At 39.5% G+C, this 26,349-nt stretch carries 26 protein-coding genes and 1 riboswitch; of the genes, 19 read left to right on the forward strand and 7 right to left on the reverse strand.

Annotation, left to right across the window (positions count from 1 at the left end):
• Positions 1–119: 119 nt before the first annotated feature.
• Entirely contained in the window at positions 120–1,085 is a 966-nt protein-coding gene (locus tag G3O09_RS13780; RefSeq protein ID WP_163102068.1) for a nuclease-related domain-containing protein, read from the reverse strand.
• A gap of 716 nt (positions 1,086–1,801) precedes the next feature.
• Between G3O09_RS13780 and G3O09_RS13785 the strand changes: the two genes are divergently transcribed.
• The 7 genes from G3O09_RS13785 to G3O09_RS13810 all read left to right on the forward strand — a co-directional run bounded on the left by G3O09_RS13785 (position 1,802) and on the right by G3O09_RS13810 (position 7,884).
• On the forward strand, positions 1,802–2,644 hold the full coding sequence (locus tag G3O09_RS13785) for a CAP domain-containing protein (protein ID WP_240338438.1): 843 nt from the start codon (positions 1,802–1,804) through the stop codon (positions 2,642–2,644).
• 201 nt (positions 2,645–2,845) lie between these two features.
• Entirely contained in the window at positions 2,846–4,201 is a 1,356-nt protein-coding gene (locus tag G3O09_RS13790) for a cytochrome ubiquinol oxidase subunit I (protein ID WP_163102069.1), read from the forward strand.
• 18 nt (positions 4,202–4,219) lie between these two features.
• Entirely contained in the window at positions 4,220–5,263 is a 1,044-nt protein-coding gene (locus G3O09_RS13795; RefSeq protein WP_163102070.1) for a cytochrome d ubiquinol oxidase subunit II, read from the forward strand.
• Between the two features lie 79 nt (positions 5,264–5,342).
• The gene (locus G3O09_RS13800) at positions 5,343–5,765 is read left to right on the forward strand and encodes a DUF4064 domain-containing protein (RefSeq protein ID WP_163102071.1); all 423 of its coding nucleotides are present in this window, start codon (positions 5,343–5,345) and stop codon (positions 5,763–5,765) included.
• Between the two features lie 87 nt (positions 5,766–5,852).
• The gene (locus G3O09_RS13805) at positions 5,853–6,323 is read left to right on the forward strand and encodes a hypothetical protein (protein ID WP_163102072.1); all 471 of its coding nucleotides are present in this window, start codon (positions 5,853–5,855) and stop codon (positions 6,321–6,323) included.
• Between the two features lie 71 nt (positions 6,324–6,394).
• The gene (locus G3O09_RS22205) at positions 6,395–6,550 is read left to right on the forward strand and encodes a hypothetical protein (protein ID WP_205439662.1); all 156 of its coding nucleotides are present in this window, start codon (positions 6,395–6,397) and stop codon (positions 6,548–6,550) included.
• Between the two features lie 62 nt (positions 6,551–6,612).
• Positions 6,613–7,884 carry a molybdopterin molybdotransferase MoeA gene (locus G3O09_RS13810; protein WP_163102073.1) on the forward strand — a complete coding sequence of 424 codons (1,272 nt, stop codon included), beginning with the start codon at positions 6,613–6,615 and terminating at the stop codon, positions 7,882–7,884.
• 41 nt (positions 7,885–7,925) lie between these two features.
• Here G3O09_RS13810 and G3O09_RS13815 read toward each other — a convergent pair whose 3' ends face one another.
• Both G3O09_RS13815 and G3O09_RS13820 read right to left on the reverse strand, forming a co-directional pair.
• Positions 7,926–9,113, reverse strand: a complete 1,188-nt coding sequence (locus G3O09_RS13815) for a chromate transporter (RefSeq protein WP_420850342.1) — start codon at positions 9,111–9,113, stop codon at positions 7,926–7,928.
• Between the two features lie 147 nt (positions 9,114–9,260).
• A complete protein-coding gene (locus G3O09_RS13820; protein WP_163102075.1) occupies positions 9,261–9,635 on the reverse strand; it encodes a nuclear transport factor 2 family protein in 375 nt (124 codons plus the stop codon).
• Between the two features lie 236 nt (positions 9,636–9,871).
• Between G3O09_RS13820 and modB the strand changes: the two genes are divergently transcribed.
• Both modB and G3O09_RS23010 read left to right on the forward strand, forming a co-directional pair.
• Positions 9,872–10,531 (forward strand): molybdate ABC transporter permease subunit, encoded by a 660-nt coding sequence (modB, locus tag G3O09_RS13825; protein WP_163102076.1) that lies wholly within the window; start codon positions 9,872–9,874, stop codon positions 10,529–10,531.
• The gene (locus G3O09_RS23010; RefSeq protein ID WP_420850343.1) at positions 10,453–10,659 is read left to right on the forward strand and encodes a molybdopterin-guanine dinucleotide biosynthesis protein MobB; all 207 of its coding nucleotides are present in this window, start codon (positions 10,453–10,455) and stop codon (positions 10,657–10,659) included. Before modB ends, G3O09_RS23010 begins: the two co-directional genes overlap by 79 nt.
• A gap of 149 nt (positions 10,660–10,808) precedes the next feature.
• Here G3O09_RS23010 and G3O09_RS13835 read toward each other — a convergent pair whose 3' ends face one another.
• Positions 10,809–11,753, reverse strand: coding sequence for a Gfo/Idh/MocA family protein (locus G3O09_RS13835; protein WP_163102078.1), 945 nt, complete (start codon positions 11,751–11,753; stop codon positions 10,809–10,811).
• Between the two features lie 196 nt (positions 11,754–11,949).
• Entirely contained in the window at positions 11,950–12,846 is an 897-nt protein-coding gene (locus tag G3O09_RS13840; RefSeq protein ID WP_163102079.1) for a helix-turn-helix domain-containing protein, read from the reverse strand.
• A gap of 192 nt (positions 12,847–13,038) precedes the next feature.
• On the opposite strand from G3O09_RS13840, the gene G3O09_RS22765 reads away from it, so the two are divergent.
• The 5 genes from G3O09_RS22765 (at position 13,039) to G3O09_RS13860 (ending at position 18,037) form a co-directional block, all read left to right on the forward strand.
• Positions 13,039–13,167, forward strand: a complete 129-nt coding sequence (locus G3O09_RS22765) for a hypothetical protein (RefSeq protein ID WP_275898316.1) — start codon at positions 13,039–13,041, stop codon at positions 13,165–13,167.
• Positions 13,168–13,587: 420 nt separating this feature from the next.
• Positions 13,588–13,869 carry a hypothetical protein gene (locus G3O09_RS13845; RefSeq protein WP_163102080.1) on the forward strand — a complete coding sequence of 94 codons (282 nt, stop codon included), beginning with the start codon at positions 13,588–13,590 and terminating at the stop codon, positions 13,867–13,869.
• A gap of 25 nt (positions 13,870–13,894) precedes the next feature.
• Positions 13,895–14,452 (forward strand): glycerol-3-phosphate responsive antiterminator, encoded by a 558-nt coding sequence (locus G3O09_RS13850; RefSeq protein WP_163102081.1) that lies wholly within the window; start codon positions 13,895–13,897, stop codon positions 14,450–14,452.
• A 190-nt stretch (positions 14,453–14,642) separates the two neighbouring features.
• On the forward strand, positions 14,643–16,133 hold the full coding sequence (gene glpK, locus G3O09_RS13855) for a glycerol kinase GlpK (RefSeq protein ID WP_163102082.1): 1,491 nt from the start codon (positions 14,643–14,645) through the stop codon (positions 16,131–16,133).
• Positions 16,134–16,366: 233 nt separating this feature from the next.
• Positions 16,367–18,037 carry a glycerol-3-phosphate dehydrogenase/oxidase gene (locus tag G3O09_RS13860; protein WP_163102083.1) on the forward strand — a complete coding sequence of 557 codons (1,671 nt, stop codon included), beginning with the start codon at positions 16,367–16,369 and terminating at the stop codon, positions 18,035–18,037.
• Between the two features lie 157 nt (positions 18,038–18,194).
• Here the strand turns inward: G3O09_RS13860 and G3O09_RS13865 are convergent, their stop codons facing one another.
• Complete coding sequence (locus G3O09_RS13865) at positions 18,195–20,021, reverse strand: APC family permease (RefSeq protein WP_163102084.1); 1,827 nt, start codon at positions 20,019–20,021, stop codon at positions 18,195–18,197.
• A gap of 168 nt (positions 20,022–20,189) precedes the next feature.
• A riboswitch (cyclic di-AMP (ydaO/yuaA leader) is annotated at positions 20,190–20,341 on the reverse strand.
• Between the two features lie 72 nt (positions 20,342–20,413).
• On the opposite strand from G3O09_RS13865, the gene G3O09_RS13870 reads away from it, so the two are divergent.
• Positions 20,414–20,542, forward strand: coding sequence for a hypothetical protein (locus tag G3O09_RS13870; RefSeq protein ID WP_163102085.1), 129 nt, complete (start codon positions 20,414–20,416; stop codon positions 20,540–20,542).
• A 169-nt stretch (positions 20,543–20,711) separates the two neighbouring features.
• Here G3O09_RS13870 and G3O09_RS13875 read toward each other — a convergent pair whose 3' ends face one another.
• A complete protein-coding gene (locus tag G3O09_RS13875; protein WP_163102086.1) occupies positions 20,712–22,196 on the reverse strand; it encodes an aldehyde dehydrogenase family protein in 1,485 nt (494 codons plus the stop codon).
• A gap of 375 nt (positions 22,197–22,571) precedes the next feature.
• Between G3O09_RS13875 and G3O09_RS13880 the strand changes: the two genes are divergently transcribed.
• The 4 genes from G3O09_RS13880 to G3O09_RS13895 are packed head-to-tail and all read left to right on the forward strand — an operon-like array spanning position 22,572 to position 26,330.
• Positions 22,572–23,396, forward strand: a complete 825-nt coding sequence (locus G3O09_RS13880; protein WP_163102087.1) for a M55 family metallopeptidase — start codon at positions 22,572–22,574, stop codon at positions 23,394–23,396.
• Positions 23,397–23,441: 45 nt separating this feature from the next.
• Positions 23,442–24,374, forward strand: a complete 933-nt coding sequence (locus G3O09_RS13885; protein ID WP_163102088.1) for an ABC transporter permease — start codon at positions 23,442–23,444, stop codon at positions 24,372–24,374.
• Positions 24,374–25,330, forward strand: a complete 957-nt coding sequence (locus G3O09_RS13890) for an ABC transporter permease (protein WP_163102089.1) — start codon at positions 24,374–24,376, stop codon at positions 25,328–25,330. The genes G3O09_RS13885 and G3O09_RS13890 overlap by 1 nt, the downstream gene beginning before the upstream one ends.
• Positions 25,331–25,334: 4 nt before the next feature.
• The gene (locus G3O09_RS13895) at positions 25,335–26,330 is read left to right on the forward strand and encodes an ABC transporter ATP-binding protein (RefSeq protein WP_163102090.1); all 996 of its coding nucleotides are present in this window, start codon (positions 25,335–25,337) and stop codon (positions 26,328–26,330) included.
• The last annotated feature ends 19 nt before the right edge of the window (positions 26,331–26,349 follow it).

The raw sequence follows: 26,349 nt of genomic DNA on the forward strand, positions 1-26,349 counted from the left end.
ATTGATATCTTTAGTATAAAGCAAAAAGGGAGTCAATCGCTCGATTAAAATCGAGCGATTGACTCCCTAATTGTTAAAGCGGACTTTTTCAGTGCCCTCGAGGAATTCGGGCGGTTTTTTTATTCTTTAGAAAGATAATACACCTTATTTTTGTATGTACCTGTTTGAGGTAGGTTTAACGAGTGAAGAAGTCTTGAAGCTGCTGAAGGGGAGTTTATTAGTAAAAAATCTCTTAATTGGCCATTTGAAATGGTAAGACCTATCAATAGATAATAATCATTCAATGCGTGAATATGGGCATCTCTATGTTTTGATCTGCATTGCGGGCAAAACCAGGTAGCGTGATGTCTGAGTATTGGTATATAGCTGCATACTGGGCAATAGACACCTTTTACAAGATCACTCTTTTTTATTTGATATTGGTCGATAATTGAAGATTCGCCTTCAGTATGTTGTTTTTTGAGTAGCCGAATGGTCTTTTTAAGGTCTTTTTCAGAAATTGAGGGTTTAGAGGTGGCTTTTTCAATTTGATTTATTTTTAAGGGCAATAAATCACGGTGAAGCACTTTTTTAGAAATGGCATGATTGTCAGGAGATGTACGAATAATGGTTCGGGGGTTACTAATGATAACTAGAGAATAGATTGGCATTTGGGGAAAACCATGGGTAGCAAACCACTTTTTTAATTGAAATTCATGGCGATGTACTTGAATGAGTGGATTAGAGTATGCAATCTCCTTTCCATCTTTAGTTTGGATAAGTTGATTGAATACCGGGTCAAAATATAGGGTGCCACCGTAGTTTTTCACTTCCATGATGAGAACAAAATTTGTTGATAATAGTAAAATGTCCATCTGGAAATGGTAAGTTCCATCTAACAAGCGAATTCCGCGGAATATGTGATATTTTTTCGGATCTAGAAAACTTAGAGGGAAAGTCATAGCCGTTTCACCGTAAAATCCGGCTTGCCGGTTTTTGAGCTCATCTTTAATTTGAGGGATTTTCGGATGTTGGAAAGGGAGTCGTCGTAGTAAAGCCTCCAATTTTTGAAGAGAAATAGGAACTTTTAGGTCTTTTTGTATCATGTGATCACTCCAATATAGATTTAGTTTTTATATTTCTATACATGAGCCTATTTTCCTTCAAATGAATAAAACAATTTTTGGAACGGGACATTAATTTACTTTCGAAAGTAGTTGTTTTACTTTCGAAATGCCAAAAATACATTCGAAAAGTAAAAAATACTTTCGATACGTCAAAAATACTTTCGAAAATGGAAAAATACCTATTTTTCGACAAAACGATGCAAAAAAAGAAGGGCCAAACAACAAAACGAGCTGGACCCCAGGAATTGATTTGTTTTAAAAGGACTGTTCGGAATCATCACTTCTATTTGTATTTGAACATTTAGGCAGGAAATGACTCCAACACATATGATTGGGAGAATCAGCGAAATTACAGGATCAATTTTGAAGCTGGGAATGCCATTCGCTATCTTTGTGCGGGCTGGCTTGCAGATTGGTTTATGCCAAGCCTTGTTTTCCTAATGGCAAAGGTTTTGAATATAAGCTTTTTCATTTTTTATTGAAAATCCTCTTTATGGAAGATTTGAAGCCTTGTACTCAGTACCTGGCCTTATTTGTTTAGGATTTTAAATGCGTAGGTGTTTCTTAAAAATATCCTGTTTATTTCCAATAATAATATTGAAAATACCACTAATAATAAAGTAGTAACCTAATGAGTGAAGGGGATATGGCCTTCATCATTCCTTTAAATTGTGAGTACAAGGAGGCATTTCAATTTGAAAAAGAACAAGTTAGCTTTAGTATTGTCAGCTGTCTCAATAATAGGTCTCGCGGCTTGTAATAACCAAGATAGAAATGAAATGGATAATAATAATAATGGGGAAATATCAAATATCAGTACGAACCTTTCGAGTCAAAATTATCCTCATACTAGGGCTATTTTAACTCAAGATGCCAAGTATAGATCTATGGCTGTTGAACCTTATGGAAATAGAACTGGGTATAGGTTTCCTCAAGCAAGCGAAATCCCACGCTATGATCAAATACAACCAGGACAAGCATTAGTTCCACAGCAGGTACCAGCCGAACAAAGGACACCAGTACCACAGCAAGCTCCAACCGAACAAGTAGTACCAGCACCACAGCAGGCTCCAACGAATCAGGCGCCGGCACCACAGCAAGCTCCAACGAATCAGGCACCGACACAGCAACCTAGATCAACCCAGCAAGCACCTACAAATATAAGCCAAGCAGTACAACAAGTTATTGATCTAACAAATGCTGAACGGAGTAGAAATGGTTTGCCGGGATTAACAATGGATAATCAATTATGCGGTGTTGCCCAAAAAAAATCAGTGGATATGCAACAAAATAATTACTTTTCTCATACTAGCCCAACATATGGTTCTCCATTCGATATGATGAGAGACTTAGGTGTAACATACAATTCTGCAGGTGAAAACATTGCTCAGGGACAACAAACCCCTCAAGAAGTTGTTCAAGCATGGATGAATAGTGAAGGGCATCGTAAAAACATTCTAGATAATAGTTTTACTCATATCGGAGTGGGGTATGAGCAAAATGGCAATCACTGGACTCAAATGTTTATCGGAAAATAGTATGAATATCACTGGTTCTAATATTTACTCTGTAGTGGTGTCGAACCCTACAGAGTTTTGTTTTTGTATTACAATTCAATTTTCTCCCGTATCATCGGTTGGAAATTAAAGTTTATTCTCAGTACCTCTCTTGGAACGAAAGTATATTTTTTCCTTTTCTGTTTAAAATATCTTTGAAAGTTTATGAGAGGGGTTAGTGTGTTGACGGATATTGTAATCGCTAGATCGATGTTTGGAACGACGATGGCATTTCATATAATATTTGCTACGTTAGGTGTAGGCATTCCTTTTATGATTTTGCTGGCTGAAATCATGTTTTTGAAAACGAAGGATAGCGACTATTCCATCATGGCTAAAAGATGGACGAAAGCAAAAGCCGTCTTGCTAGGAATTGCTATTCCTTCAGGTACCATCGCGGGTGTACAGTTGTCCCTGTTGTGGCCTGGATTTATGGAGGTAGTGGGTCGAGTGATGGCTCTACCATTCCAAATTGAAATCTATGCATTTTTTATAGAGGCTCTTTTTTTATCTATTTATGTGTATGCGTATGATCGCATTTCTTCCAAAGCGCGGGTAATCAGTTTAATTCTTGTGACATTCGGGGCACTTGCATCCGCGATTTTGATATCCAACGTACATGCCTTTGAAGGCACACCTGCGGGCTTTAATATCGTAAATGGAAAAATTGTCGATGTTGATCCCTGGGCAGCTTTTTTTAACCCGAGCTTCTTTGTAACTGCGGGACATGTGGCGTTAACGGCACTGATGACAGGAGCGTTTGTTACGGCATCTGTAGCTGCATTTAAGTTATTGAAGCTTCCTTTTGAAAGTCGGCTGTATCAGCATCATTTTAAAGCACTAATGTTGAGCTTGATTGTAGGGGGAATTTTTTCTTTACTTAGTGCCATTAATGGCCATGCGTCGGCTCAATATCTGCACGAGTACCAACCGGAAAAATTAGCGGCGGCGGAAGGTCTGTTTGAAACACAATCCCATGCTCCTCTTGCCATTGGTGGATTTACGAACCGTGATACACAGGAAGTGGATTGGGCGATTGAGATTCCATGGGCCCTTAGTTTTTTAGCTGGAAACAGTTTTGATACGGTCGTCAAAGGATTGAATGATTATCCAGAGGAATTTTGGCCGCCATTGTTTGTCCATACTCTGTTTAATGGGATGGTCGCTATCGGAAGCTTTACCATTCTTCTATCGATGATTGGGTTTGTTTGGAATAAATTTTTGAAAAAGGATCGTTTTCCAAAGTGGTTGTTATGGCTATTTTTTTCAACAGGACCACTATCGATACTATCCATTGAGTTCGGGTGGATTTTTGCCTGTACTGGAAGACAGCCTTGGACGATTTACCGAGTAATGAGTACGGCTGATTCTGCAACGACACAAACCAATTTAGGTCCGTTATTTGCCATGTTTTTGGTCGTGTATGCAATTCTTGGAGTATCGGTGGTATTAGTGCTGTATTATTACTTCAAACGCCATCCGCTTATTAATGATATTGAAGGAAATCAAGAAGAGCATAATGGGTTAACTATTCATTGATAAGAGGGTGTATGAAACATGACAGGTATCACATTTGGTGATGAATTATTAGCCATCACAGTATTGTGGGGATTTGTTTTTATATATGCAGTTATGGCTTCCATGGACTTTGGGGCGGGCTTTTGGTCAATGGTCTATATTAATAGGGATAAGACAAATGCCACGAATATAGCAAACCGATATTTGTCACCAACTTGGGAAGTGACGAATGTCTTTATCGTAGCGATCGTGGTAGCGATCTATAGCTTTTTTCCAGGAGCGGCATACATACTTGGGACCATTTTGTTGATCCCTGGAAGTTTAATTTTATTACTATTGTCGATTCGAAGTGCATTTTTGGTGTTTTCACATACCGCCGAAAAATATCGAAGATTGTTAGTGTATATCTCAGGAATTTCTGGCATCATTATTCCCGGTTTGCTGATGGCAGTTCTACCAATATCCCACGGAGATTATATCCTTTTTGAGGGCGACAGGCAGACCTTGCTGTTAGGGAAATTGTTCACCAGTCCTCACGTCTATGCATTTATTGGTTTTGCTATCTCGAGTTCTCTATTTTTGTCATCCTTACTTCTCGCGGATTATTCAAAAGCTTCTTCAGAAGACAATGCATATGATGTATATCGTAGGGATGCAATGATCCTGGGTCCGATTTCTTTACTGATGGCTTTTCTCATCATGCTGACGATGAAAGGTGAAGCGTCGTGGATTTTTGAAAAAATGATGAAGGATATTCCTCTTTTAATCGGGTCCTTGGCTGGCTTCATCGTTGCTGGAATAGCATTGGTCGTAAAGGATAAAAAAGGCATTAAAGGAATGCCGAGGATTGCTGTAATCGCAATCACCATTCAGTATTTATTAGCAAGCTACGTATATGGAAAGGCCCATTTACCGTACATAGTGTATCCACATGTGACGATTCAAACAGGATTTACCGACCCCAATTCCTTTAGGGCTGTATTCATTGTGTATATTGTTGGTTTTGCAATTCTTTTCCCGGGTTTTATTTATTTCTGGAGTCTGTTCATGCAAGACAAAAGATATTTGAAACAAAAATCATGACATTTTTTGAAACTAAATGGAGTATGATTCGTAAAAAAGGGGAAAGAAATTACAGACACTATTACACTGGAGGAAAACCATGAAACGTACAGCAGAAAAAGTTATGAGCATAATTGGAATCGTTATTAATTTATTCATGATTGGTATGGCCGTTTTGGTCAATGTAGGATTATCAGATGCAACTGTTCGGAACTCGATTGAACAGGAGCTTAACAATGATCCGGCAATGGCGAATTCAGGTGTGGACATCAATATGGTAATGGACCTGCTAGGTGGCATTGGATGGGGATTTGTGATTGTGGTCCTGATTAGCACTGTTTTGAGCATTATTGCATTAGCGGTTATGAAACGTAAATCAAAAATGGCAGGCATCCTACTGATTGTAAGTGCTTTAATTGTAGGAATTGGAACGGTTTTGCTTGGTTGGTTACCGGCCATATTATTCCTGATTGCAGGTATTATGTGCCTAGTTCGCAAGCCAAAAGAAGAAATTGTATATTAAAGGTTGATCCAAAGGAGTGTTCCCTAATGGGACACTCCTTTTTTATTTTTCAAAAAAGGCGGGAGGAGTCACAAGTGGAAAAATAGAATGTTGCCTATCGAATGGGTTTTACAGGACTGTACTAAATTGGACTTACAGCATACTTATCGGTTTATGTATATGACAGGGAACTCCTTTCAGCATTTTTTGACCAACGATTCCCAAAATGAATTGCTGCAGTCCGTTCATCACCACTTGGAAAAGGACGGGGTTTTCATTTTTGCGTCACGGTACTTGAACTTAAAAGAACTAGCAGAAAAAGAAGAAAGCTTTCATACATATATCGATCATCACGACCGTAAAATTAGAGAGACCAATTTAGAAGAATTTAACCCTCTTACACAAATCTTATATTGCAAATCACAAAGTGAGTTTGTGGATGAAGAGGACAAATTAGTAGAAACAGAGAATGAAAGGATATCACTTAGGTATGTTTACCCGATGGAGATGGAACGGTTGTTGCAGCAGCATGATTTTTTTTTGAACAAATTTACGAATCCTGGGAAAAGAGGCCGTTAAGCCATGATAGCCTTGAAATGATTTATGTTTGTAGAAAAGTTGAAAATATTTTATAAAGGGGTTATGCAGGAATGGAAAATTCCTATTTTGTTGGGTGGGGAACATTGGCATTAATCAATGCAGGGCTTGCACAAGGAAAAAATAGAACGGGCTTAAATTGGTTCCTCCTATCTCTTTTACTTGGACCTGTGGCAACTTTGATTCTATTATTTGTAGAAAAACGCTAAGATTATCTCATTAAACTATGTTATACTCCAAAAAATAGAAAAAACAAGTGGATGTGACGAAGATGTTAGAAAAAAGAACTCCCATTCCGGTAAACGAAGCTGTTACTCGAGTGATGGAATATAAAATGGAAGGTTGTACCGAGGAAGTGCTGATTGAAGAATCGTTCGGCAGGTTTCTAGGACACGATTTGATTGCCACTCATGATGTACCAAATTTTGATCGTTCACCATATGATGGATTCGCGATCAGAGCGGTGGATACAAAATCGGCCTCCATAGAACATCCCGTTACATTGGAAGTGGTAGGAGAGATTGGAGCTGGGAGTGTCTTCAAAGATGAGGTACAAGCCTGCCAAGCGGTGAGAATCATGACTGGGGCGCAAATCCCAGCTGGATGCAATGCAGTCATTATGCTCGAGCATGTCAAGGAAAGTTCAATTAATGACCTATCATACATAACGATCAATCGAAAAGTACAAAGCGGTGAGAATATCTCCTTCAAAGGGGAAGACACGAATGAAGGGGATGTACTCGTTTCTAAAGGCTCAATCATTAATCCAGGAATTGTGGCACTATTAGCGACTTTTGGGTATAAAAATGTAACGGTGGCTTCAAAACCTAGGATTGGTGTACTGGCAACAGGAAGTGAGCTACTTGATTTGGATGAGCCTATGGTGGCTGGAAAAATCCGCAACAGCAATGCATATATGGTGTTATCCCAAATTCAACGAGTCGGGGCAAATCCAGTTCATTTCGGCCAATCGAGTGATGACTTGGAGCTGGCGATGGAACGGATGTTAGAAGCAATTAAAGAAGTAGATTTTTTAATCACCACAGGTGGCGTGTCAGTCGGTGATTATGACCATTTGCCTGCCATTTATGAAAAAATGGGTGCAACCGTCCTTTTTAACAAAATTAGGATGAGACCAGGTAGTGTGACAACAGTCGCGCATTGGAATGGGAAGCTTCTATTTGGACTTTCCGGTAATCCATCTGCTTGCTACGTCGGCTTTGAACTATTTGTAAGACCAATTGTTCGTAATTGGATGGGTTCGGAGAAACCATACTTACAAAGAACAATGGCAACATTGGGAGCGGACTTCTTATATCCTAATCCATTCGACAGGTTTGTGAGGGGGACGGTATCATTTAAAGAGGGCTCACTATTGGCGATACCTTCAGGGACAGATAAATCCAATATGGTATCCTCATTGGCTGGCGCAAATGCTCTAATTGTACTACCGGGTGGGACACATAGTTTTGAAACAGGGATGGAAGTAGAAGTTTTATTATTGGATGACCAAGTGGGAGCTGAAAGGTTCGATTTGGCATGAAAAAAGGGCTGAATTCCAGGATTGGAGTTCAGCCTTTTGGTTTAAATTAATGCCATTAATGTACCACCTACAGCACCCGTTACTACAATCACCCAAGGTGGTAACTTCCAAAAGACCAACATACTAAATAAAATAGCAGCAAACGCAAAGTCTATTGGTACCAAGATGGAGCTCGTCCAAATCGGTTGGTAAAAAGCCGAAATCAAGATACCTACAACGGCAGCGTTCACTCCCATTAATGCTCCTTTTACTTTAGGATTGCGCCGTAATAAGTCCCAAAAAGGTAGTGTTCCTGCTATCAATAGAAACGCAGGCAAGAAGATGGCGAAGGTTGCCAACAATCCACCTTGCCACCCATTCACAGCAGCTCCGATATACGCGGCAAACGTAAATAATGGACCAGGAACAGCTTGTGCCACACCATAACCCGCCAAGAATGCTTCTTCACTCAGCCAACCAGTAGGTACAAATTCGCGTTCAAGTAGAGGTAAAACAACATGACCTCCACCAAAAACTAATGAGCCAGAACGATAAAAACTATCAAACATTGCCACCCATTTTAACTCTGTGATTTCTCGTAAAATGGGCAATCCTATCAATAAGCCGAAGAATATAACAAGGCAAATGATTGCAAATCTCTTAGAAATAAGGAAGAGCATTTTGGAATGAGCAACTTCTTGATGGTTTTTATAAAGAAGGAAGCCAACGATTGCTGAAATCAGGATGATGCCCACTTGTGTAAAGGCAGTCTGCCACAATAGAGTGCCGACCAAAGCAAATAAGGCAATAGCTTTTCTTTTTAAATCAGGTGTTAGTTTTTCGGCCATCCCAATTATCGCATGGGCTACAACGGCGACCGCAACAATTTTTAAACCATGAATCCATCCTGCGTCCGCAATATCCAAGCCTTGTAGGATTAAAGCAAACAAAATGAGGGCAAGGACTGAAGGAAGAGTGAATCCAAGAAACGATACAATTCCCCCGAGGACTCCAGCCCTCATAATCCCAATCCCAATCCCAACTTGGCTACTGGCAGGCCCAGGCAAGAACTGACACAGTGCCACTAAATCAGCATAGCTCTTTTCATCCATCCATTGTCTTTTCCGTATATACTCCTCATGGAAATACCCTAAATGGGCGACTGGTCCCCCGAATGAAGTTAAACCTAACTTTGTGGAGACTAATAGAATTTCTATCAGAGTCGAAAGACCTCTTTTACTGTTATTCAAATTTATCACCTTCTTTGTTTCGTACCAAAATTTTAGCATCTAAATCAGGTAGATAAAGCGAGTGATTCCGATAATTTACATAATCTTAACATTTATAATGAAAAACAAAAAACAACAGATTTTCTCTGTTGTCCAATTACTCCAGTTTCAAATAAATTCCGTAGGTGTCCCCTGGTGAAAGTACATTTGCCATTGATCTCCATTTAACTTCCAAATGGAACTGCGTAACGAATTCTGGTTGTCTGAATGTCGGTAGATATGAAATGTGGTCAACGCTACTCCCGGGGCCAAGAGCTTGGCATCGAAATTGGAAAGTGTCATGGGTATATTACGCGTGGTGCGTTCTGTTTTTGTTAGGCCTTCAATGATTGATTCTTTGTTAAATGTCCGCCCTGAACTTCCAAATTCTTTAAATTCATCTGAAAGTAATTGATCAAGCTCTGAAGCGGATTCTCGAACTTCAGGCTGTAGCAATTTCTCTTCTAATGATCGCAGGTGTTCTATTAATGAAATTTCAGTCATTCCTATCCATCCTTCCAAGTTGTTTGATTAATATTTTAACATTATCTTCCTCAATAGAATCAATGAATGATAGGATAGAAAAAAAGATTTTTTTGTACTTTAAGAAAAATTAATTGGCAGCAAGGAGGTAAGGCGACGTCGTGGCCAATTTTAGGATTAAAGTATAAGTGCAACTAGGCAATCGCCAGCTCTTAGGCTTGGCGCTAGCCAAGTTTTCTAATACGAGGAGTTACTCTATGATATTTACTTGGCAACCGGTTCAGTTATCACTATTTGTGGCTGTAATGGCTACAGCGCTTACATTAATCATGGCAGTCCCAGTGGCATATTGGCTATTAAAAGGGAAGTGGAAAGGGAAATCCATTTTGGAAACGATAATGATCCTTCCACTCGTCCTCCCACCATCTGTCATTGGCTTTATGTTGATTATTATGTTTGGGAATAATAGTTTCATTGGAAGTGGGATACAACAGTTTTTTGGACAAGGGATTATGTTCACGCCATTTGCAGCGGTATTGGCAGCAGCAGTCGTTGCATTTCCTCTTATGTATCAAACTGCAAAGGCGGGATTCCAATCCCTTCCTCCTGATGTAGAGGGTGCTGCAAAGGTAGATGGAGCCACTGAAGTAAAGGTGTTCTTTTTTATTAGCTTGCCACTTGCTACAAGAGCTTTGGTGAGTGGTATGATTCTATCATTTACACGGGCATTAGGGGAATTTGGGGCTACGCTCATGTTTGCGGGCAATATTCCTGGAAAAACCCAAACCATTCCCACCAGCATTTATTTAGCCATTGAATCAGGACAAACCAATGTGGCATGGGTGTATGTTTCTATCAGTATCGGGATATCAGTGCTTTTTTTATTGCTGGTTCAAAAAATAAGTCGAGATTCCTAGGTAGGGATTTGAGGGAGTCTCTTCAAATTTTAGGATTTAAAAATAGTGGAAAAACCACCTTGATCCAAAAGTTGATCAAAGAATCGGTCGCTAGGGGATATCAAGTGGGTATTGGGTTTTGGATGTAGTGAATAGGGAGTTTGGTAATATCATGGTGCCATTCGGTAATATCAGTCGGCGTTTCGGTAAAATCTCTGTTCAGTTCGGTAAAAAATGACCACAGTCCGGTAAAATCATAAAAAATGCTCAAAAGGTGATTCTTTTGAGCATTTTTCTACTATTCAGAACGTAACTGTTCTAGGATCACTTGTGCATCATATCCCGCTTTAAAATCAATGATGGTCGCAGGCTTTCCTTTTAATTTTTTTACAACGTTGTTAAGAAGGGTGTCTGTTAAATTCGCATCACTTTCGATGCTAGTGATTTCCTCACCAACCTTGCCACCTTCTAGAGATCCCCAATTTAATAGAGAGAGAGTCCCTTTCGTTCCGTAAGCGGATAGTCGAATTTCTTCCTTTCCTGCAATCCCACTCAAACCATCGACCACTAATGGAGTTCCATCCTCCAATTGTAGATATGCCATAATGCCAATTTCACATGATGCTGGATCTTGCGGGAATTGGATGGAGCGATGAACAAGCTTGACTGGTCCGAAAATCTTTTGGATCTGCTGGATGAAATGAATCCCTACTTCAAGCACGAAACCACCTTGTTCGCGACTAGCGACCCAAGCGTTTTGTTGCCATGCGCGTGGCCATTGTGGAAAATGCATTTTGAGTTCAAGTCTTCGAAGTCCACCAACATAACCTTCACCAATTAGCTTGGCAAATGTCTTGCTGCCAGCGCTATAGTTCAGAGGAAAGTTCATGCTATGTATAATGCCTTTTTCTTCAGCCTTTTTATAAAGACTTTCGGCTTCTTCAATCGAGTTGGCCAATGGCTTTTCACAAAGCACATGGATACCTTTTTCCATCACATCTGAAACGACAGCATGATGGAATTTAGGAGGGACCGCCACATAAACCAAATCTAGGTCAACTTGTTCAAGCATTTCCTTATGGTCATTGAAGGCTTGAATATCACCAAGGCTCTTTGCTGTTTGATCCGCATGATCTTTCATAGTGTCACAAACAGCGACAATATTTGTTTCTGGATGACTTGAAAAATCTTTAATGAGGCGTTGACCGATAGCCCCTAATCCAATAATAGCCACTTTGAACATTAGAATTCCCCTTTTTTGCAGTTTTCTAAGTTACTATATCACAAAATGTGGGAATAGTCTGATTTTTAGTGATTTTAAGTGAAGTATCCAAAACGACTGTATTTTAGGGTTTGGTTCCTCCAAAACAACCAAGTATACAATTCTGTAAACTAATAAAAAACATCCCTTCCGAGGAAATGCGAAGGGATGTACGTTTTTAAATACTAATGCGGTGATTTTGTTGCCAATCCAACAATTTTTTCTCAATAAACGAGGTGAAATTCTTTTCGTTTTGTAGTTCAAATATCAGTTTTGCTTTATTCATGTATTTATAGGCTTCTTGAATCTTCCCTTTGAGTTCATAGTTATAGCCTAAGTGGTAGTGAAGTTCCCCAAGTAAAAGCATATTATCCTTCTGCAGGCACCATCTTATTGCTTCTTCACAGTGCTTTATGGAATCCTGGTACTTTTTCAACCTAGTTTCCGTCCAGGCTATACTATAGAGGATGCGGGTTTTAATGGAATGATCATTCAGAAATGGAAGTGCCTTGAGATGGACATGGGCATTTTCATAGACAGAAAGAGCTTGATTCAATTGATTATCTTCTGAATAAATAACCCCGATACTTAAGAGTATTTCTAATTCACGTTCACTATATATTTTTTCGGTGGTATGGGTTAAATTTATAGCTTCATTTAGTATTTTAATAGAACCCTCTAAGTTCTTATACAACTCGTATTCACAAATTCCTTTATTCCATAAGAGGACCTGGTAGTTTCTCTTGTTTTGGATGAAAAGGGGGTTTTTCCCTTCCATTATGATAATTTCTTCTATTTCTTTGTAATTACGAGTTTTACGAGCCATTTTTAATTGGTTCATAACTTCTTGGACATAATCCAATCGTGGTGTCATGCCTATATCAAAAAAGTAGTTAACGTCAACACCTAGACGGTCAGAAATCAAATACAGTGTTGAGGCATAAGGGTACACATCGCCTTTTTCAATTTTGCTAATTTGGGCTTGAGTACAGATTCCTTCTGCTAATTCAACTTGTGATAATCCAGATTGTTTTCTTAATTCTTTTATTTTTTGACCAATCGCAGAGAAATCCATTTAAAAACCCCTTAAATATGCTTAGAGTTATATTTTTATTATAAAACCTTGAAAAATTGAGATTGAATGTTTTTACATGGTGTTGACGGATGGAGAAATGAAATACAAGAATATACAAACTGTGATTATATATTACTATAAGGTTTAAATACGGTAAATCAAGAAGTTGTAAAAAAAGAGGAGGATTTTCCTGTGAAAAAGAAACTATTCGGCTTCCTTTTAACATTAACATTAGTTGCAGGTTTCGTTGCTGTTGCTCCTATCTCCAATGATACAAATAATGGTGGAGATACGACATTAGAATTACCACTTATGCATTAATTTTTCGCAAAGTTAGACAAAAGTGGTTTGATAAATTCCATGGGTCGGATGAGACTGCCACCCATGTTCAAATTATTACCCCTATTATGTTGCATCTCAGATTCCCTCTGAGATGCCTTTTTTATTTTCATTTATCTATGGACTACCAAATGTAAAATGATCGGGGTACACAAGTAGGAGCTTATATTAGTGAAACTTGACAAGCACTAGCGAGAAAATGACACAGTTAGTTAAATAATCTAATTTGCTGGGTCCATATTCTTCTAAGCATATTCCTAAAGTTATAATTCCTTTTGGTAAGAGGGCATAAAGGAAAAAAAAAGGGCGTTTTTTATTTAATTCGGCTTATTTTAAGAGATTCTTCTATTTTTTAAGTTTGGTATGTTACATACAAAGGTATTGAGAGAGGAGTAAGTGATTATGATGGATATAAGTATGCAAGTTAATCCTTCCTTTTTTGATGAAGAATGTGCCATCGTGTTTTCCTTTTACTTCAAGAAGGATTTTATGAAGATCGGGGAAGCTGTCATTTACACCTGTGCGGAAGATGGGGCTTATGTAGAAGAACGTAACGAAAAACGGGAATGCTATGAAAAAGTTGCCTATTTAAAAGAGTTTACGATTATTAAAGAATATGAAGAGCATTCGATTAACAAGATTGAACATTTTTTACATATACTTGGAATTAAGAAATGTTTTTAAAATAAAGCTTGAAGGAGGGAAGGATATGCAAAGAATTATCCCGACTTCGCGTAATATGAAGGAATTTGAACGTTTCCTTGATTCTTCCTATGAAAAAGGGGTTTTTCTAGATACACATGTTTCCCAATTGCGCCATGTTCATCAAATGGCCAAACAGCATAGGAAAAAGATATTTTTTCATATGGATTTGATTCATGGCTTGAAAAATGATGAGTTCGCTACTGAATTTGTTTGCCAAGAACTCAAGCCTGAGGGAATCATCTCAACAAAAGGTAGCGTCATCATAAAGGCAAAGCAAAAAGGGATTGTTGCTGTTCAACGTGTTTTTTTAATAGATACTCAGGCGTTAGAGAAAAATTTGAATATCATTGAGAAAACCCAACCTGATTACATTGAAGTGATGCCTGGTTCGATGCCATGGATCATAAAAGAGATAAAGGAGCGTATAGATATCCCTATTTTCGCAGGTGGATTCATTAGGACGCGTGAAGAAGTAAGTGCAGCAATAGAGGCTGGTGCAACTGCGATTACCACGTCTAATGAGAAGCTATGGAAGCAATTTGAGTATTCAAGCTTTATATGATTTAGATTAGAGATACCCAGAAATGGCCAGGATGAGGTTGGCTCTTTTTGCGTATCTTTTTTCACTGTCAGAATTTTTTCATGTGACGTTAACTCATGATAGGAGTTACAAGGGGACGGATAGAATAAGTTCAATTAGGAAATTAGATTGCTTACAAAGTATACTAATCATTTTTTTGAGGAGGGTTTACATGGAAAAGTTTATTCTTTCCTTGGACCAAGGGACCACTAGCTCGCGTGCGATGCTTTTTAATAAAAAAGGGGAAGTGGTACATACCGCGCAGAAGGAATTTCCTCAATATTTTCCAAAACCAGGCTGGGTTGAACATAATGCGAATGAAATATGGGCAAGCATCTTGGCTGTTATAGCAACTTGCTTGACCGAATCAGGTGTCAAGCCAAGTCAAATCGCAGGCATAGGAATTACAAATCAAAGGGAAACAACCGTGGTTTGGGATAAGGAAACAGGTCGTCCAGTCTACAATGCGATTGTTTGGCAATCGAGACAAACCACTGATATTTGCAATGATTTGAAGGATCAAGGACATAGTGAGCTTTTCAGAAATAAAACGGGCTTATTGATAGATGCGTACTTTTCAGGGACGAAGGTGAAATGGATATTAGATTGTGTGGAGGGTGCACGCGAAAGGGCTGAAAAAGGGGAGTTATTGTTTGGAACGATTGATACGTGGCTCATTTGGAAGTTATCAGGCGGAAAAGCCCATGTGACAGATTACTCCAATGCCTCACGAACGCTCATGTATAACATTTACGAATTGAAGTGGGATGAAGAAATTCTAGAAATTCTAGGTGTGCCGAGGGCTATGCTTCCAGAAGTAAAAGCGTCCTCTGAGGTTTATGCCAAGACTGTTGACTATCATTTCTTTGGTGCGGAAATCCCGATTGCGGGTACAGCAGGTGATCAGCAGGCTGCTTTGTTCGGTCAGGCATGCTTTGAAAGCGGTATGGCAAAAAACACCTATGGAACAGGATGTTTCATGCTAATGAATACAGGGGAAAAAGCTGTGAAATCCCAAAACGGACTATTGACGACAATCGCTTGGGGAATCGATGGAAAGGTCCATTATGCACTTGAAGGAAGTATCTTTGTAGCTGGTTCTGCCATTCAGTGGCTGAGAGACGGAATGCGGATGATTAAAAACGCAAAGGATACAGAAACCTATGCCGAGCGAGTAACGTCCACAGATGGAGTATATGTAGTCCCTGCGTTTGTAGGACTAGGAACCCCTTATTGGGATAGTGAGGTTAGAGGGGCTGTGTTTGGACTGACCCGTGGGACGACGAAAGAGCATTTTATCCGGGCTACACTGGAATCCCTAGCGTATCAGACGAAGGATGTGCTTGATGCAATGGAGGCAGATTCAGGGATTGGATTAAAAACCTTGCGTGTTGATGGTGGCGTGGTCAAAAATAATTTCCTGATGCAGTTCCAAAGTGATTTGTTGAAGGTATCTGTTGAGCGTCCAGTTGTAAATGAAACCACAGCATTAGGGGCTGCCTATTTGGCAGGTCTGGCAGTTGGATATTGGAATGGCAAAGAAGAAGTGTTATCTCAGTGGAATTTAGACAAAGTATTTTCACCAACCCTGGAAGATGAACAGAGTAACGAACTTTATTCAGGCTGGAAAAAGGCTGTACAGGCAGCAATTATGTTTAAATGATTCACGAATTGGAAAATTTTTGATATACTATTGATAAGTTAATAAATGGTCGGAGAACAGGAGAGACCACAAATATATGTTTCGCTAAGGGGAGACGTGTGTTTGTGGTCTCTTTTTAATTGACCTGATTTAGATAATACACATTGAATTTTGCAAGATTACGCTTGTGTTAAAGGGCTATTTTCCCATAGAAAAGGGAAAAAGAAACATACAGGAGTATTAAGGAGGACGACATGGCTTTTTCTAATTTGAATCGCAAACAAGATTTACTGAGTATGCAGCAGAAGGAATATGATCTGTTCATTATAGGTGGCGGCATAACAGGAACCGGAATTGCTTTAGATGCTGTTACGAGAGGGATGAAGGTTGGGTTGGCTGACATGCAGGATTTTGCAGCTGGGACATCCAGTCGATCTACGAAGCTTGTCCATGGTGGATTGCGTTACTTAAAGCAATTCCAAGTGGCAATGGTTGCAGAGGTCGGAAAAGAGCGTACGATTGTATACGAAAATGGCCCTCATGTAACAACTCCTGAATGGATGTTATTGCCGTTTCACATAGGTGGTACTTTTGGAAGACTCAGCACTTCACTTGGCCTTCAGGCTTACGATTTCTTGGCAGGAGTGAAGAGGAATGAGCGTAGAACGATGCTTAGCAGAGAAGAAGTACTTCAAAAAGAACCACTCGTCAAAAAAGAAGGATTGGTAGGGGGTGGATATTATGTGGAATATCGGACGGATGACTCCCGGTTGACGATAGAGGTGGCCAAAAAAGCGGTCGAGTTTGGAGCAGACTTGGTTAATTATTTGAAAGTAACAGGTTTTATATATGAAAATGATAAAGTGGCAGGAGTTTATCTCGAAGACACTTTATCCGGTGAAACCTTCAAAATAAAAGCGAAAAAAGTCATCAATGCCACTGGTCCTTGGGTAGACTTCCTCAGGGAAATGGACCATTCCAAATATGGAAAATCGTTAAAGTTGACCAAGGGTGTCCACCTCGTCATCGATCAATCCAAATTCCCGTTAAAACAATCTGTGTACTTCGATACTCCGGATGGACGAATGGTTTTTGCCATACCGAGAAACGGAAAAACGTATGTAGGCACGACCGATACATTTTATAACGAAGATCCGAAGTACCCTACCATGACAAATAATGATCGCACTTATATTTTAGAGTGCATTCACTACATGTTTCCGAATGTAACCATAACAGAAAGGGATGTAGAATCCAGTTGGGCAGGTGTTCGTCCTCTCATTCTTGAAGATGGAAAGAACCCTTCAGAAATTTCTCGAAAAGATGAAATTTGGGTGTCGGATTCTGGATTGATCACAATTGCTGGAGGGAAATTGACGGGGTATCGAAAAATGGCTGAAACGGTCGTGAATCAAGTGGTTGACGATTTGAAAAGGGAAGAGTACAAATTATTCGGTTCATGCCAGACTAAGAAACTACCGATTTCAGGTGGAGAAGTGGGTGGGGCTAAGAACTTGCAAAATTATATAAAAAAACAAGCAAAACTAGGGATGGAAGTTGGACTATCATCCAAAGAGTCAAAGGAAATGGCCCATACGTACGGCTCGAATGTAGGTAGAGTATTTGAACTAATAAATAACCAGCGGCATGTTGCAGAAAAATACGGACTGCCTCTAGAGGTCTTTGGAAAGTTGGAATACAGCATCCTTGAAGAGCGGATTGGAACACCTATAGATTTCTTCCTTCGCCGCACGGGTACACTACTTTTTGATATTATTTGGGTATTAACTTGGAAAGATAAAGTAGTTGAATATATGGCAGATGTCTTTGGTTGGAACACTGAACAAAAACAGCATTATCAAGAAGATCTCGAACGTGAAATCCAAAATGCGCAAATTCCGATTGATTTACAGATAGACAATTGATTTATTTAAATCTAAATATGAATTTTCTAATAACAGGGCTATGTTAATGCATATTGTTGATTTTATGTCTATGTTGAATGGAGCGGAATTCAAAAGGATAGTTAATAACAAAAGAGTGTCCCAAAAATATTTATTGGGACACTCTTTTCGTTTAGGTTTATTCCTTTAAATGATAAGGAACTGTCGTCAATATTACATTTCTTCGATAAAGTAAGAATGCACGGATTAGTAAACTGGACTGGTTATGTAGAGCATTATGCCAGCTTTTCTTTGGGATAAATTGCGGTATTAAAACCGTTACTCGATAATTCGATTCGCTTGCCTTATGTTCAACCGTGTCAATAAATTTAGTTAATGGTTGAATAATGCTTCTATATTGAGAATGTAAAGTTACAAGACGTACATCAGGCTGCCAATTATTCCATTTTTCCTCAAACGCTTTTTCATGTTCTCTTTCGAAAGAAACGTAAACGGCAATGATTTGATCTGCATTTAATGATTTTGCATAGTTTAATGAATTCTCAACGACATGTGTTATTCCTGCTACCGGAACGATAAAAACATTTCCTTCAATTGGTATAGCAGGTTCACAGCTTGTTAGTCTAAGTTGGTCTCCAACTGCCTCATAATGTTTCTTAATTCTGTGAAAGCCGAATACAATTAAAGGTAAGAAAATTAAAATCGACCACACTTGGGTAAATTTAGTGATGAAGAAAATCATCATTACGGTAAAGCTAATTAACGCACCAATAAAATTGATGGTCAGTTTAACTATCCATCCTTTAGGCTTTTCACGTATCCATTTCACGAGCATCCCAGTCTGAGATAATGTAAATGGAATGAAAACCCCTACTGCATAGAGTGGAATGAGTTGTTCGGTTTGTCCTTTGAATGCCACAATTAGAATAATGGAAGTGATTCCTAAAATAATAATTCCATTGGAATATCCTAATCGATCACCTCTCATTGTAAACATTCGAGCAATAAATTTATCCTTCGCCAAGTTAACCGCTAGTAAAGGAAAAGCTGAATAACCTGTATTTGCTGCAAGAACAAGAATCATTGCAGTGGTCCCTTGAATAAAATAATACCAGATGTTTCTTCCAAAGGTTTCAGCGGCAATTTGGGAAACCACTGTTTCCTCATGCTTTGGAGTTATACCATAATAGTAGGCTAAATAAACAATCCCTGAAAATAATAATGCAAGCAAAGCACCCATAGCCATTAATGTTTTAGATGCATTATTAGGAGCAGGGTCTTTAAAATTTGGTATAGCATTCGAAATAGCTTCAACTCCAGTTAAGGCAGAACTACCTGATGCGAAAGCTTTTAGTAATAAGAACAAGCTAATTCCGGCAACTGGTGTACCGATAGAGGGATGTAGGTTTGGAGGTACTTCACCAGTCATGATATTAAACAACCCTACACCAATTAAGATAAATAATGCCAAAACAAACAAATAGACAGGGTAGGCTAATATGGATGCTGACTCGGTAATTCCTCTTAAATTTAATATTGTAAGGAAAATAACAAGTACAGATGCTATTGCTACATTATGTGAATGTAAAGTAGGGAATGCAGATGTAATGGCATCTGTACCCGCTGAAACACTAACAGCCACGGTTAGGATATAATCTACTAATAAGGAACCACCTGCGATCAACCCTGGGTTAACACCGAGATTTTCCTTTGATACCACATAAGCTCCTCCACCATGTGGATAAGCAAATATGATTTGTCTATATGACAATATGAGTGCGACTAAGAGGAATAATACGCCAATCGCTATTGGTATCGAATACCAAAACGCAACAGTGCTCACTGTAACTAAAACAAGCAGGATCTGCTCTGGACCATATGCTACTGACGATAATGCGTCCGAAGAAAGTATTGCTAGTGCTTTCGTTTTATTTAGTCTCTGTTCACCTAATTCGGTCGATTTTAATGGACGACCAATTAATAATCTTTTCAATGAAGCTAACATTCTTGCACCACCAATAATAATTGTTTTTCCTTTTTATACTTTCCAAGTGGCAGAAATTAAGTCGTAAACCATATATTATCTTTGCGATAAAAAATGACAACGACAAAAAAGACCACAAGGAATGATTAATAGCCTTGTGATCTTTACGTACTAAGCCTCACAAGCTCCACTTCCTCTCTTATAACGCCTACGAGGTTAGCTGTCGGGTTCGGGACTAAAGAGTACCCCTACCTTCATGAATAGGATTCACCCCAAGTGGAAAAAATAATATCCACTAAAAATGGTTCCCCCGCTCCTATCGGATTAAGCGATCTAGAAATATGAAACTGAAAGTAATAATACTCCTAAGTTTGTGGAATGTAAATAAAAAAATTATGAATGGAGGAATTACTTTGTACAAGGAAAACAATCCCTTATTCTCAGATGAATTTCTTGATGATTTGGCAAGTGAAATCAACAAATTATATGGTGGATTATCACAAGAAAATAAGATTGTAATAGAAAATGATGAAAAAGAATAGGAAGAAAAAATCCCGTCAGATTGAAATGACGGGACTATTATATTATTCATATATATTCTCAATCACAATTAATTCTTCAGTTTAACACCATTCGCTTTGAATACAGCCTATCCAAACAAAACTCCCACCAGCTAGGGCTGGGGGAGTTCTTGTTATCTAGGTTATTTTATTATTTCAGGCTTACCCAAACACTCTTCACTTCAGTATAGTTGTCAAGAGCGTAGGAGCCCATTTCACGACCCATACCGGATTGTTTGTATCCACCGAATGGAGATGCAGCATCAAACGCGTTATAGCAATTTACCCACACAGTTCCTGCGCGAAGTTTACTAGCTACATAGTGTGCGTTTGCGATATCGCGAGTCCATAGGCCAGCTGCAAGTCCGAATTCGGAATTGTTCGCACGCTTGATAACTTCATCTAAGTCTTCATATGGCATTGCAGAGATGACCGGTCCGAAGATTTCTTCTTTCGCGATGGTCATATCATCTTGTACACCTGCAAAGATTGTAGGAGATACGAAATAACCTTCATCTTGTGGCTTGTTTCCACCAACTAAGACTTCAGCACCTTCTGCCACACCTTTTTCGATATAACCAAGTACACGTTTTTGCTGCTCATCGGAAACAAGTGGTCCGATTTGAGTAGAACGGTCTAAACCAACACCTTGTTTGATGTTTTTCGCATGAGACACCATATCCGCTACGACATTGTCATAGTGTTTCTTCTGGATAAATACGCGAGAACCTGCGCAACAAACTTGTCCTTGGTTGAACATTACACCATTTAATGCTCCAGGGATTGCTTTTGATAAATCCGCATCAGGTAGGATGATGTTAGGAGATTTACCACCTAGCTCAAGTGTCACACGCTTTAAAGTTTTGGAAGCAGAAGCCATGATCAGCTTCCCAACTTCTGTAGAGCCCGTGAACGCAATTTTATCTACTAGAGGATGGTCAACTAGTGGCTTACCAGCTGTTTCACCGAATCCAGGTACGATGTTGACAACGCCTGCTGGGAATCCAGCCTCTTGGATTAGTTCAGCTAAATATAAAGCAGAAAGTGGAGTCTGCTCAGCTGGCTTTAATACTACTGTACATCCAGTAGCTAAAGCAGCACCGAGCTTCCACATTGCCATTAATAGAGGGAAGTTCCAAGGGATGATTTGTCCTACGACTCCAACCGCTTCATGGCGAGTATAGTTTAAGAAAGGTCCGCTGACAGGAATCGTCTGACCAACGATTTTCGTAGCCCAACCAGCATAATATCTCATATGTTCAATCGCAAGCGGAACATCTGCATTTGTCGTTTCGTTGATAGGTTTACCATTATCTAGCGTTTCTAATTGAGCAAGCTCTTCTTTATGCTCTTCCATTAAATCGGCTAGTTTGTACATCAGGCGGCTTCTTGAAGCTGCGCTCATTTTAGACCATTTACCTTCGTCAAAAGCTTTACGTGCAGCACGAACAGCTAAATCAATGTCAGCCGCTCCACCTTCGAACACCTCTGCCAATACTTCTCCTGTAGCAGGGTTTGGAGTCTTAAAGGTCTTTTGGGAGGCACTTTCTACAAACTCACCGTTAATAAATATCTTTTTAGGACCTTGTAGGAACTTTTGTAGTTTTGGACTAATTTCAAGCGTAAGATTTACCATTCAATATCCTCCTTTGATTGGGGAACCCATTTAATAGATTATGTAAGCGTTTGCAACCAATCTACCATTCTATAATAGACTAAATAAATTTAATCTTCAAATTATTTAATTCCTTTTTTTTCGACATCGACATGCAGTTGGAAATGTATTGTTTATAAATAGGTATTATTTATTATTTTATAAAAATGATTATTTCGATTATAAAAATATTTTTCCTTTTAAAATCATTGATATATCAATGGTATTGGTATTCTACAGTTATGGAATTTATTCATTTGAATGAATTTATATATAATAAAGCAATTGATAATTAATAGTTTTTCTTTTATTATAAATTTTAAGAAAATTTACATAAGTATGCACAGGAGGGAAAATATGAAACTCTATATGTCCGTGGATATGGAAGGGATCACAGGATTGGTAGATGCCACTCACGTTGATTCTTCCAGGCACAACTACGAACGTGGACGTCAAATCATGACTGAAGAAGCGAACTATATCATTTCGGAAGCGTTCGAGAAAGGTTGTGTTGAGGTAGTCGTCAATGATAGCCACTCAAAGATGAATAATCTATTAATTGAAAAGCTCCATCCTGAAACTCAGTTGATTACTGGTGATGTTAAACCTTTTTCTATGGTGCAAGGGTTAGATGATAGTTTCACAGGTGCCATTTTTGCAGGCTATCATGCACGCGCTTGCATGAAGGGCGTAATGTCACACACTATGATTTTTGGTGTTCGAAATATATACATTAATGATGTTGTGATTGGCGAGCTTGGTTTTAATGCATATGTAGCAGGCTATTACGGTGTTCCAGTGCTCATGGTTGCTGGCGACGATGGAGCTGCTAGAGAAGCGACAGCGCTAATTCCAAATGTAACGACTGCGGTCGTGAAGGAATCTATTTCCCGGTCAGCTGCGAAAACGCTTACACCTGCTAAGGCGGGAGAACTATTAAAGGAAAAGACTGCACAGGCAATAGCCAATAAAGATTTAGTCAAACCACTTGTTCCACCTCAAAACCCATTAATGCGTATTGAGTTTGCCAATTATGGTCAAGCCGAATGGGCTAGCTTAATGCCAGGTACAGAAATAGAAGAAGGTACGACAATCGTCCGTTATCAGGCAAAAGATATACTAGAAGCTTACAAAGCCATGCTGGTCATGACGGAGCTAGCTATGAGAACGACCTTTTGCTAATTCAATAGATACATAGAACACAATCTTGTTAGAAAGTGTGATTGCATGAATTCATATTTTATTAAACGAATTATGTCCATGCTTGTGACCCTATGGTTGATTGTGACGCTGACCTTTTTCTTGATGCATTCTGTTCCAGGTTCTCCTTTCAATGAGGAAAGGAATACAAGTGAATCGGTGCAAAAGAATCTAGAAGCCTATTATAATCTCGATGAACCATTATTGGTCCAGTATGGAGAGTACTTAAAGAAACTTGTAACGTTGGATTTTGGTCCATCAATAAAAAAATCATCACAAACGGTTAACGACATGCTTGGTAGAGGGTTTCCAGTTTCGTTTGAACTTGGTATGGTCACTCTTACCGTGTCAGTCATATCTGGAATTTTACTAGGTATAGTGGCAGCCCTTAGGCATAACGGGATTATCGATTACTTGGCCATGACGTTTGCGGTAGTCGGTATTTCAGTGCCAAGCTTTGTCATGGCAACCCTTTTGATCCAAAAATTCGCTGTGGATTGGCAACTACTACCTGTTGCTACTTGGGCTAGCCCGATGCATATGATTCTACCGACTCTTGCTTTGGCGACAGGTCCAATGGCGATCATTGCCCGATTGACAAGAACGAGCATGTTGGAAGTTCTGACACAGGATTATATCCGGACCGCGGAAGCGAAAGGGCTTTCCCCGGTAAAAATCGTATTCAAACACGCACTAAGAAATGCGTTATTACCAGTTATTACTGTTCTTGGGTCTCTTGCAGCAAGCATTTTGACCGGGACATTTGTTATCGAAAAGATCTTCGCTATACCTGGAATGGGTAAGTACTTCGTGGAAAGTATCAACAGCCGTGATTATCCTGTCATTATGGGAACGACGGTGTTTTATGGTGCCGTCTTGATTTTGATGCTATTTTTGGTCGATCTGGCATATGGCATACTTGACCCACGCATCAAGTTGCATAAGAAGGAGGGAAGATAATGGAACTTCGAAAATTGAAACAAGAAGAACCTGTAGCTTCCAATATTCCAGACGAATGGTTTACGCCTAAAGGAAAGGATTTGTCTGTTGCAGAAGCGGTCGTTCGTCCGAGTCTTTCTTATTGGAAAGACACTTGGCGTAGACTGGTAAAAAATAAACTCGCTATGATTGGCTTGTTTTTCTTGATTCTATTGACAGTCATGGCGATTTTTGGTCCGCTGATTTCACATTATGATGTAGGCGACCAAAAATTAATGGATCAAAACCTACCTCCTTCCAAAGAGCATTGGTTTGGGACGGATGATTTAGGTAGAGATGTATTTACACGAACTTGGTATGGTGCGCGCGTTTCCTTATTCGTAGGGGTAGTTGCTGCATTAATAGATTTCCTTATCGGTGTCATTTACGGAGGAATCGCCGGCTATAAAGGTGGGCGAGTTGACCACTATATGATGAGGGTCATTGAAGTATTATACGGTCTTCCTTATTTACTCATTGTCATTTTAATGTCGGTCGTTCTTGGTCCGGGACTTTTAACCATAATCGTGGCATTGACTGTCACAGGGTGGATTGGGATGGCACGTATCGTAAGGGGGCAAGTATTACAAATCAAAAACTATGAATTTGTATTGGCTTCTAAATCATTTGGTACAAAAACAGCACGAATCATACGGAAAAATTTATTGCCAAATACAATGGGGCCAATCATTGTCCAAATGACTTTGACCGTGCCTTCCGCTATCTTCGCTGAGGCATTCCTAAGCTTCCTGGGATTAGGGATTCAAGCTCCATTCGCGAGCTGGGGTGTGATGGCAAGTGATGGATTATCTACCATTCTATCAGGGCATTGGTGGCGCCTCTTTTTCCCGGCATTCTTCATTTCATTGACGATGTTTGCGTTTAACGTGCTGGGAGACGGACTTCAGGATGCGCTCGATCCGAAGTTAAGGAGGTAATGTAATGGAAAAGGTGTTACGAGTAAAAGACTTACATGTGGAATTCAGTACATACGGTGGCTCGGTAAAGGCTGTGCGTGGTGTGACATTTGATTTGCATAAAGGAGAGACGCTGGCAATTGTCGGTGAATCTGGTTGTGGGAAAAGTGTGACATCACAAAGCATCATGCGTTTAATACCGAATCCTCCTGGAAAAATCACTAGCGGCTCCATCATGTTTAAAGGGAAAGATCTAACGACGCTAAAGGATACTGAGATGAGATCGATTCGTGGTGCTGATATATCAATGATTTTCCAGGATCCGATGACGGCACTGAATCCAACTTTGACCGTTGGCGATCAAATCATGGAAGGGATCATTCAACATAAAAAAGTCTCAAAGGAAGAAGCGAAAAAAATGGCTCTTTCTATGCTTGACCTAGTTGGGATTCCCAGTCCATTAACACGATTAAAACAATACCCTCATCAGTTCAGCGGTGGGATGAGACAGCGTATTGTCATCGCGATGGCACTGGTTTGTCAACCAGAGGTGCTGATTGCTGATGAACCAACGACTGCACTGGATGTTACCATACAAGCCCAAATCTTGGACTTGTTCAAGGATATTCAAAAGAAGACAGGGGTCTCGATCATTTTGATCACTCATGACCTTGGAGTAGTCGCCCAGGTGGCTGACCGGATAGCCGTCATGTACGCCGGAAAAATCGTTGAAACAGGTACAAGAAGAGAAATATTTTATAATCCACAGCACCCATATACTCGTGGACTATTGAATTCTGTGCCCCGACTAGATTTAGAAGAGTCAGAGCTCGTTCCAATCGTCGGTTCTCCACCGGACCTATTCGCACCTCCAGTAGGGTGTGCATTCGCTGCCCGTTGCTCCTATGCCATGGAAGTGTGTGAAAGGGTTTATCCGTATAAGACACAACTGAGCCAAGAGCATCAAGTGGATTGCTGGCTTCAGGATGAACGAGCCACAAAAATGTTGGCGAAAGTATAAGTTGATTACAGCACCACAG

Source organism: Peribacillus alkalitolerans (genome assembly GCF_010882125.1).
Classification (GTDB): domain Bacteria; phylum Bacillota; class Bacilli; order Bacillales; family DSM-1321; genus Bacillus_BN; species Bacillus_BN alkalitolerans.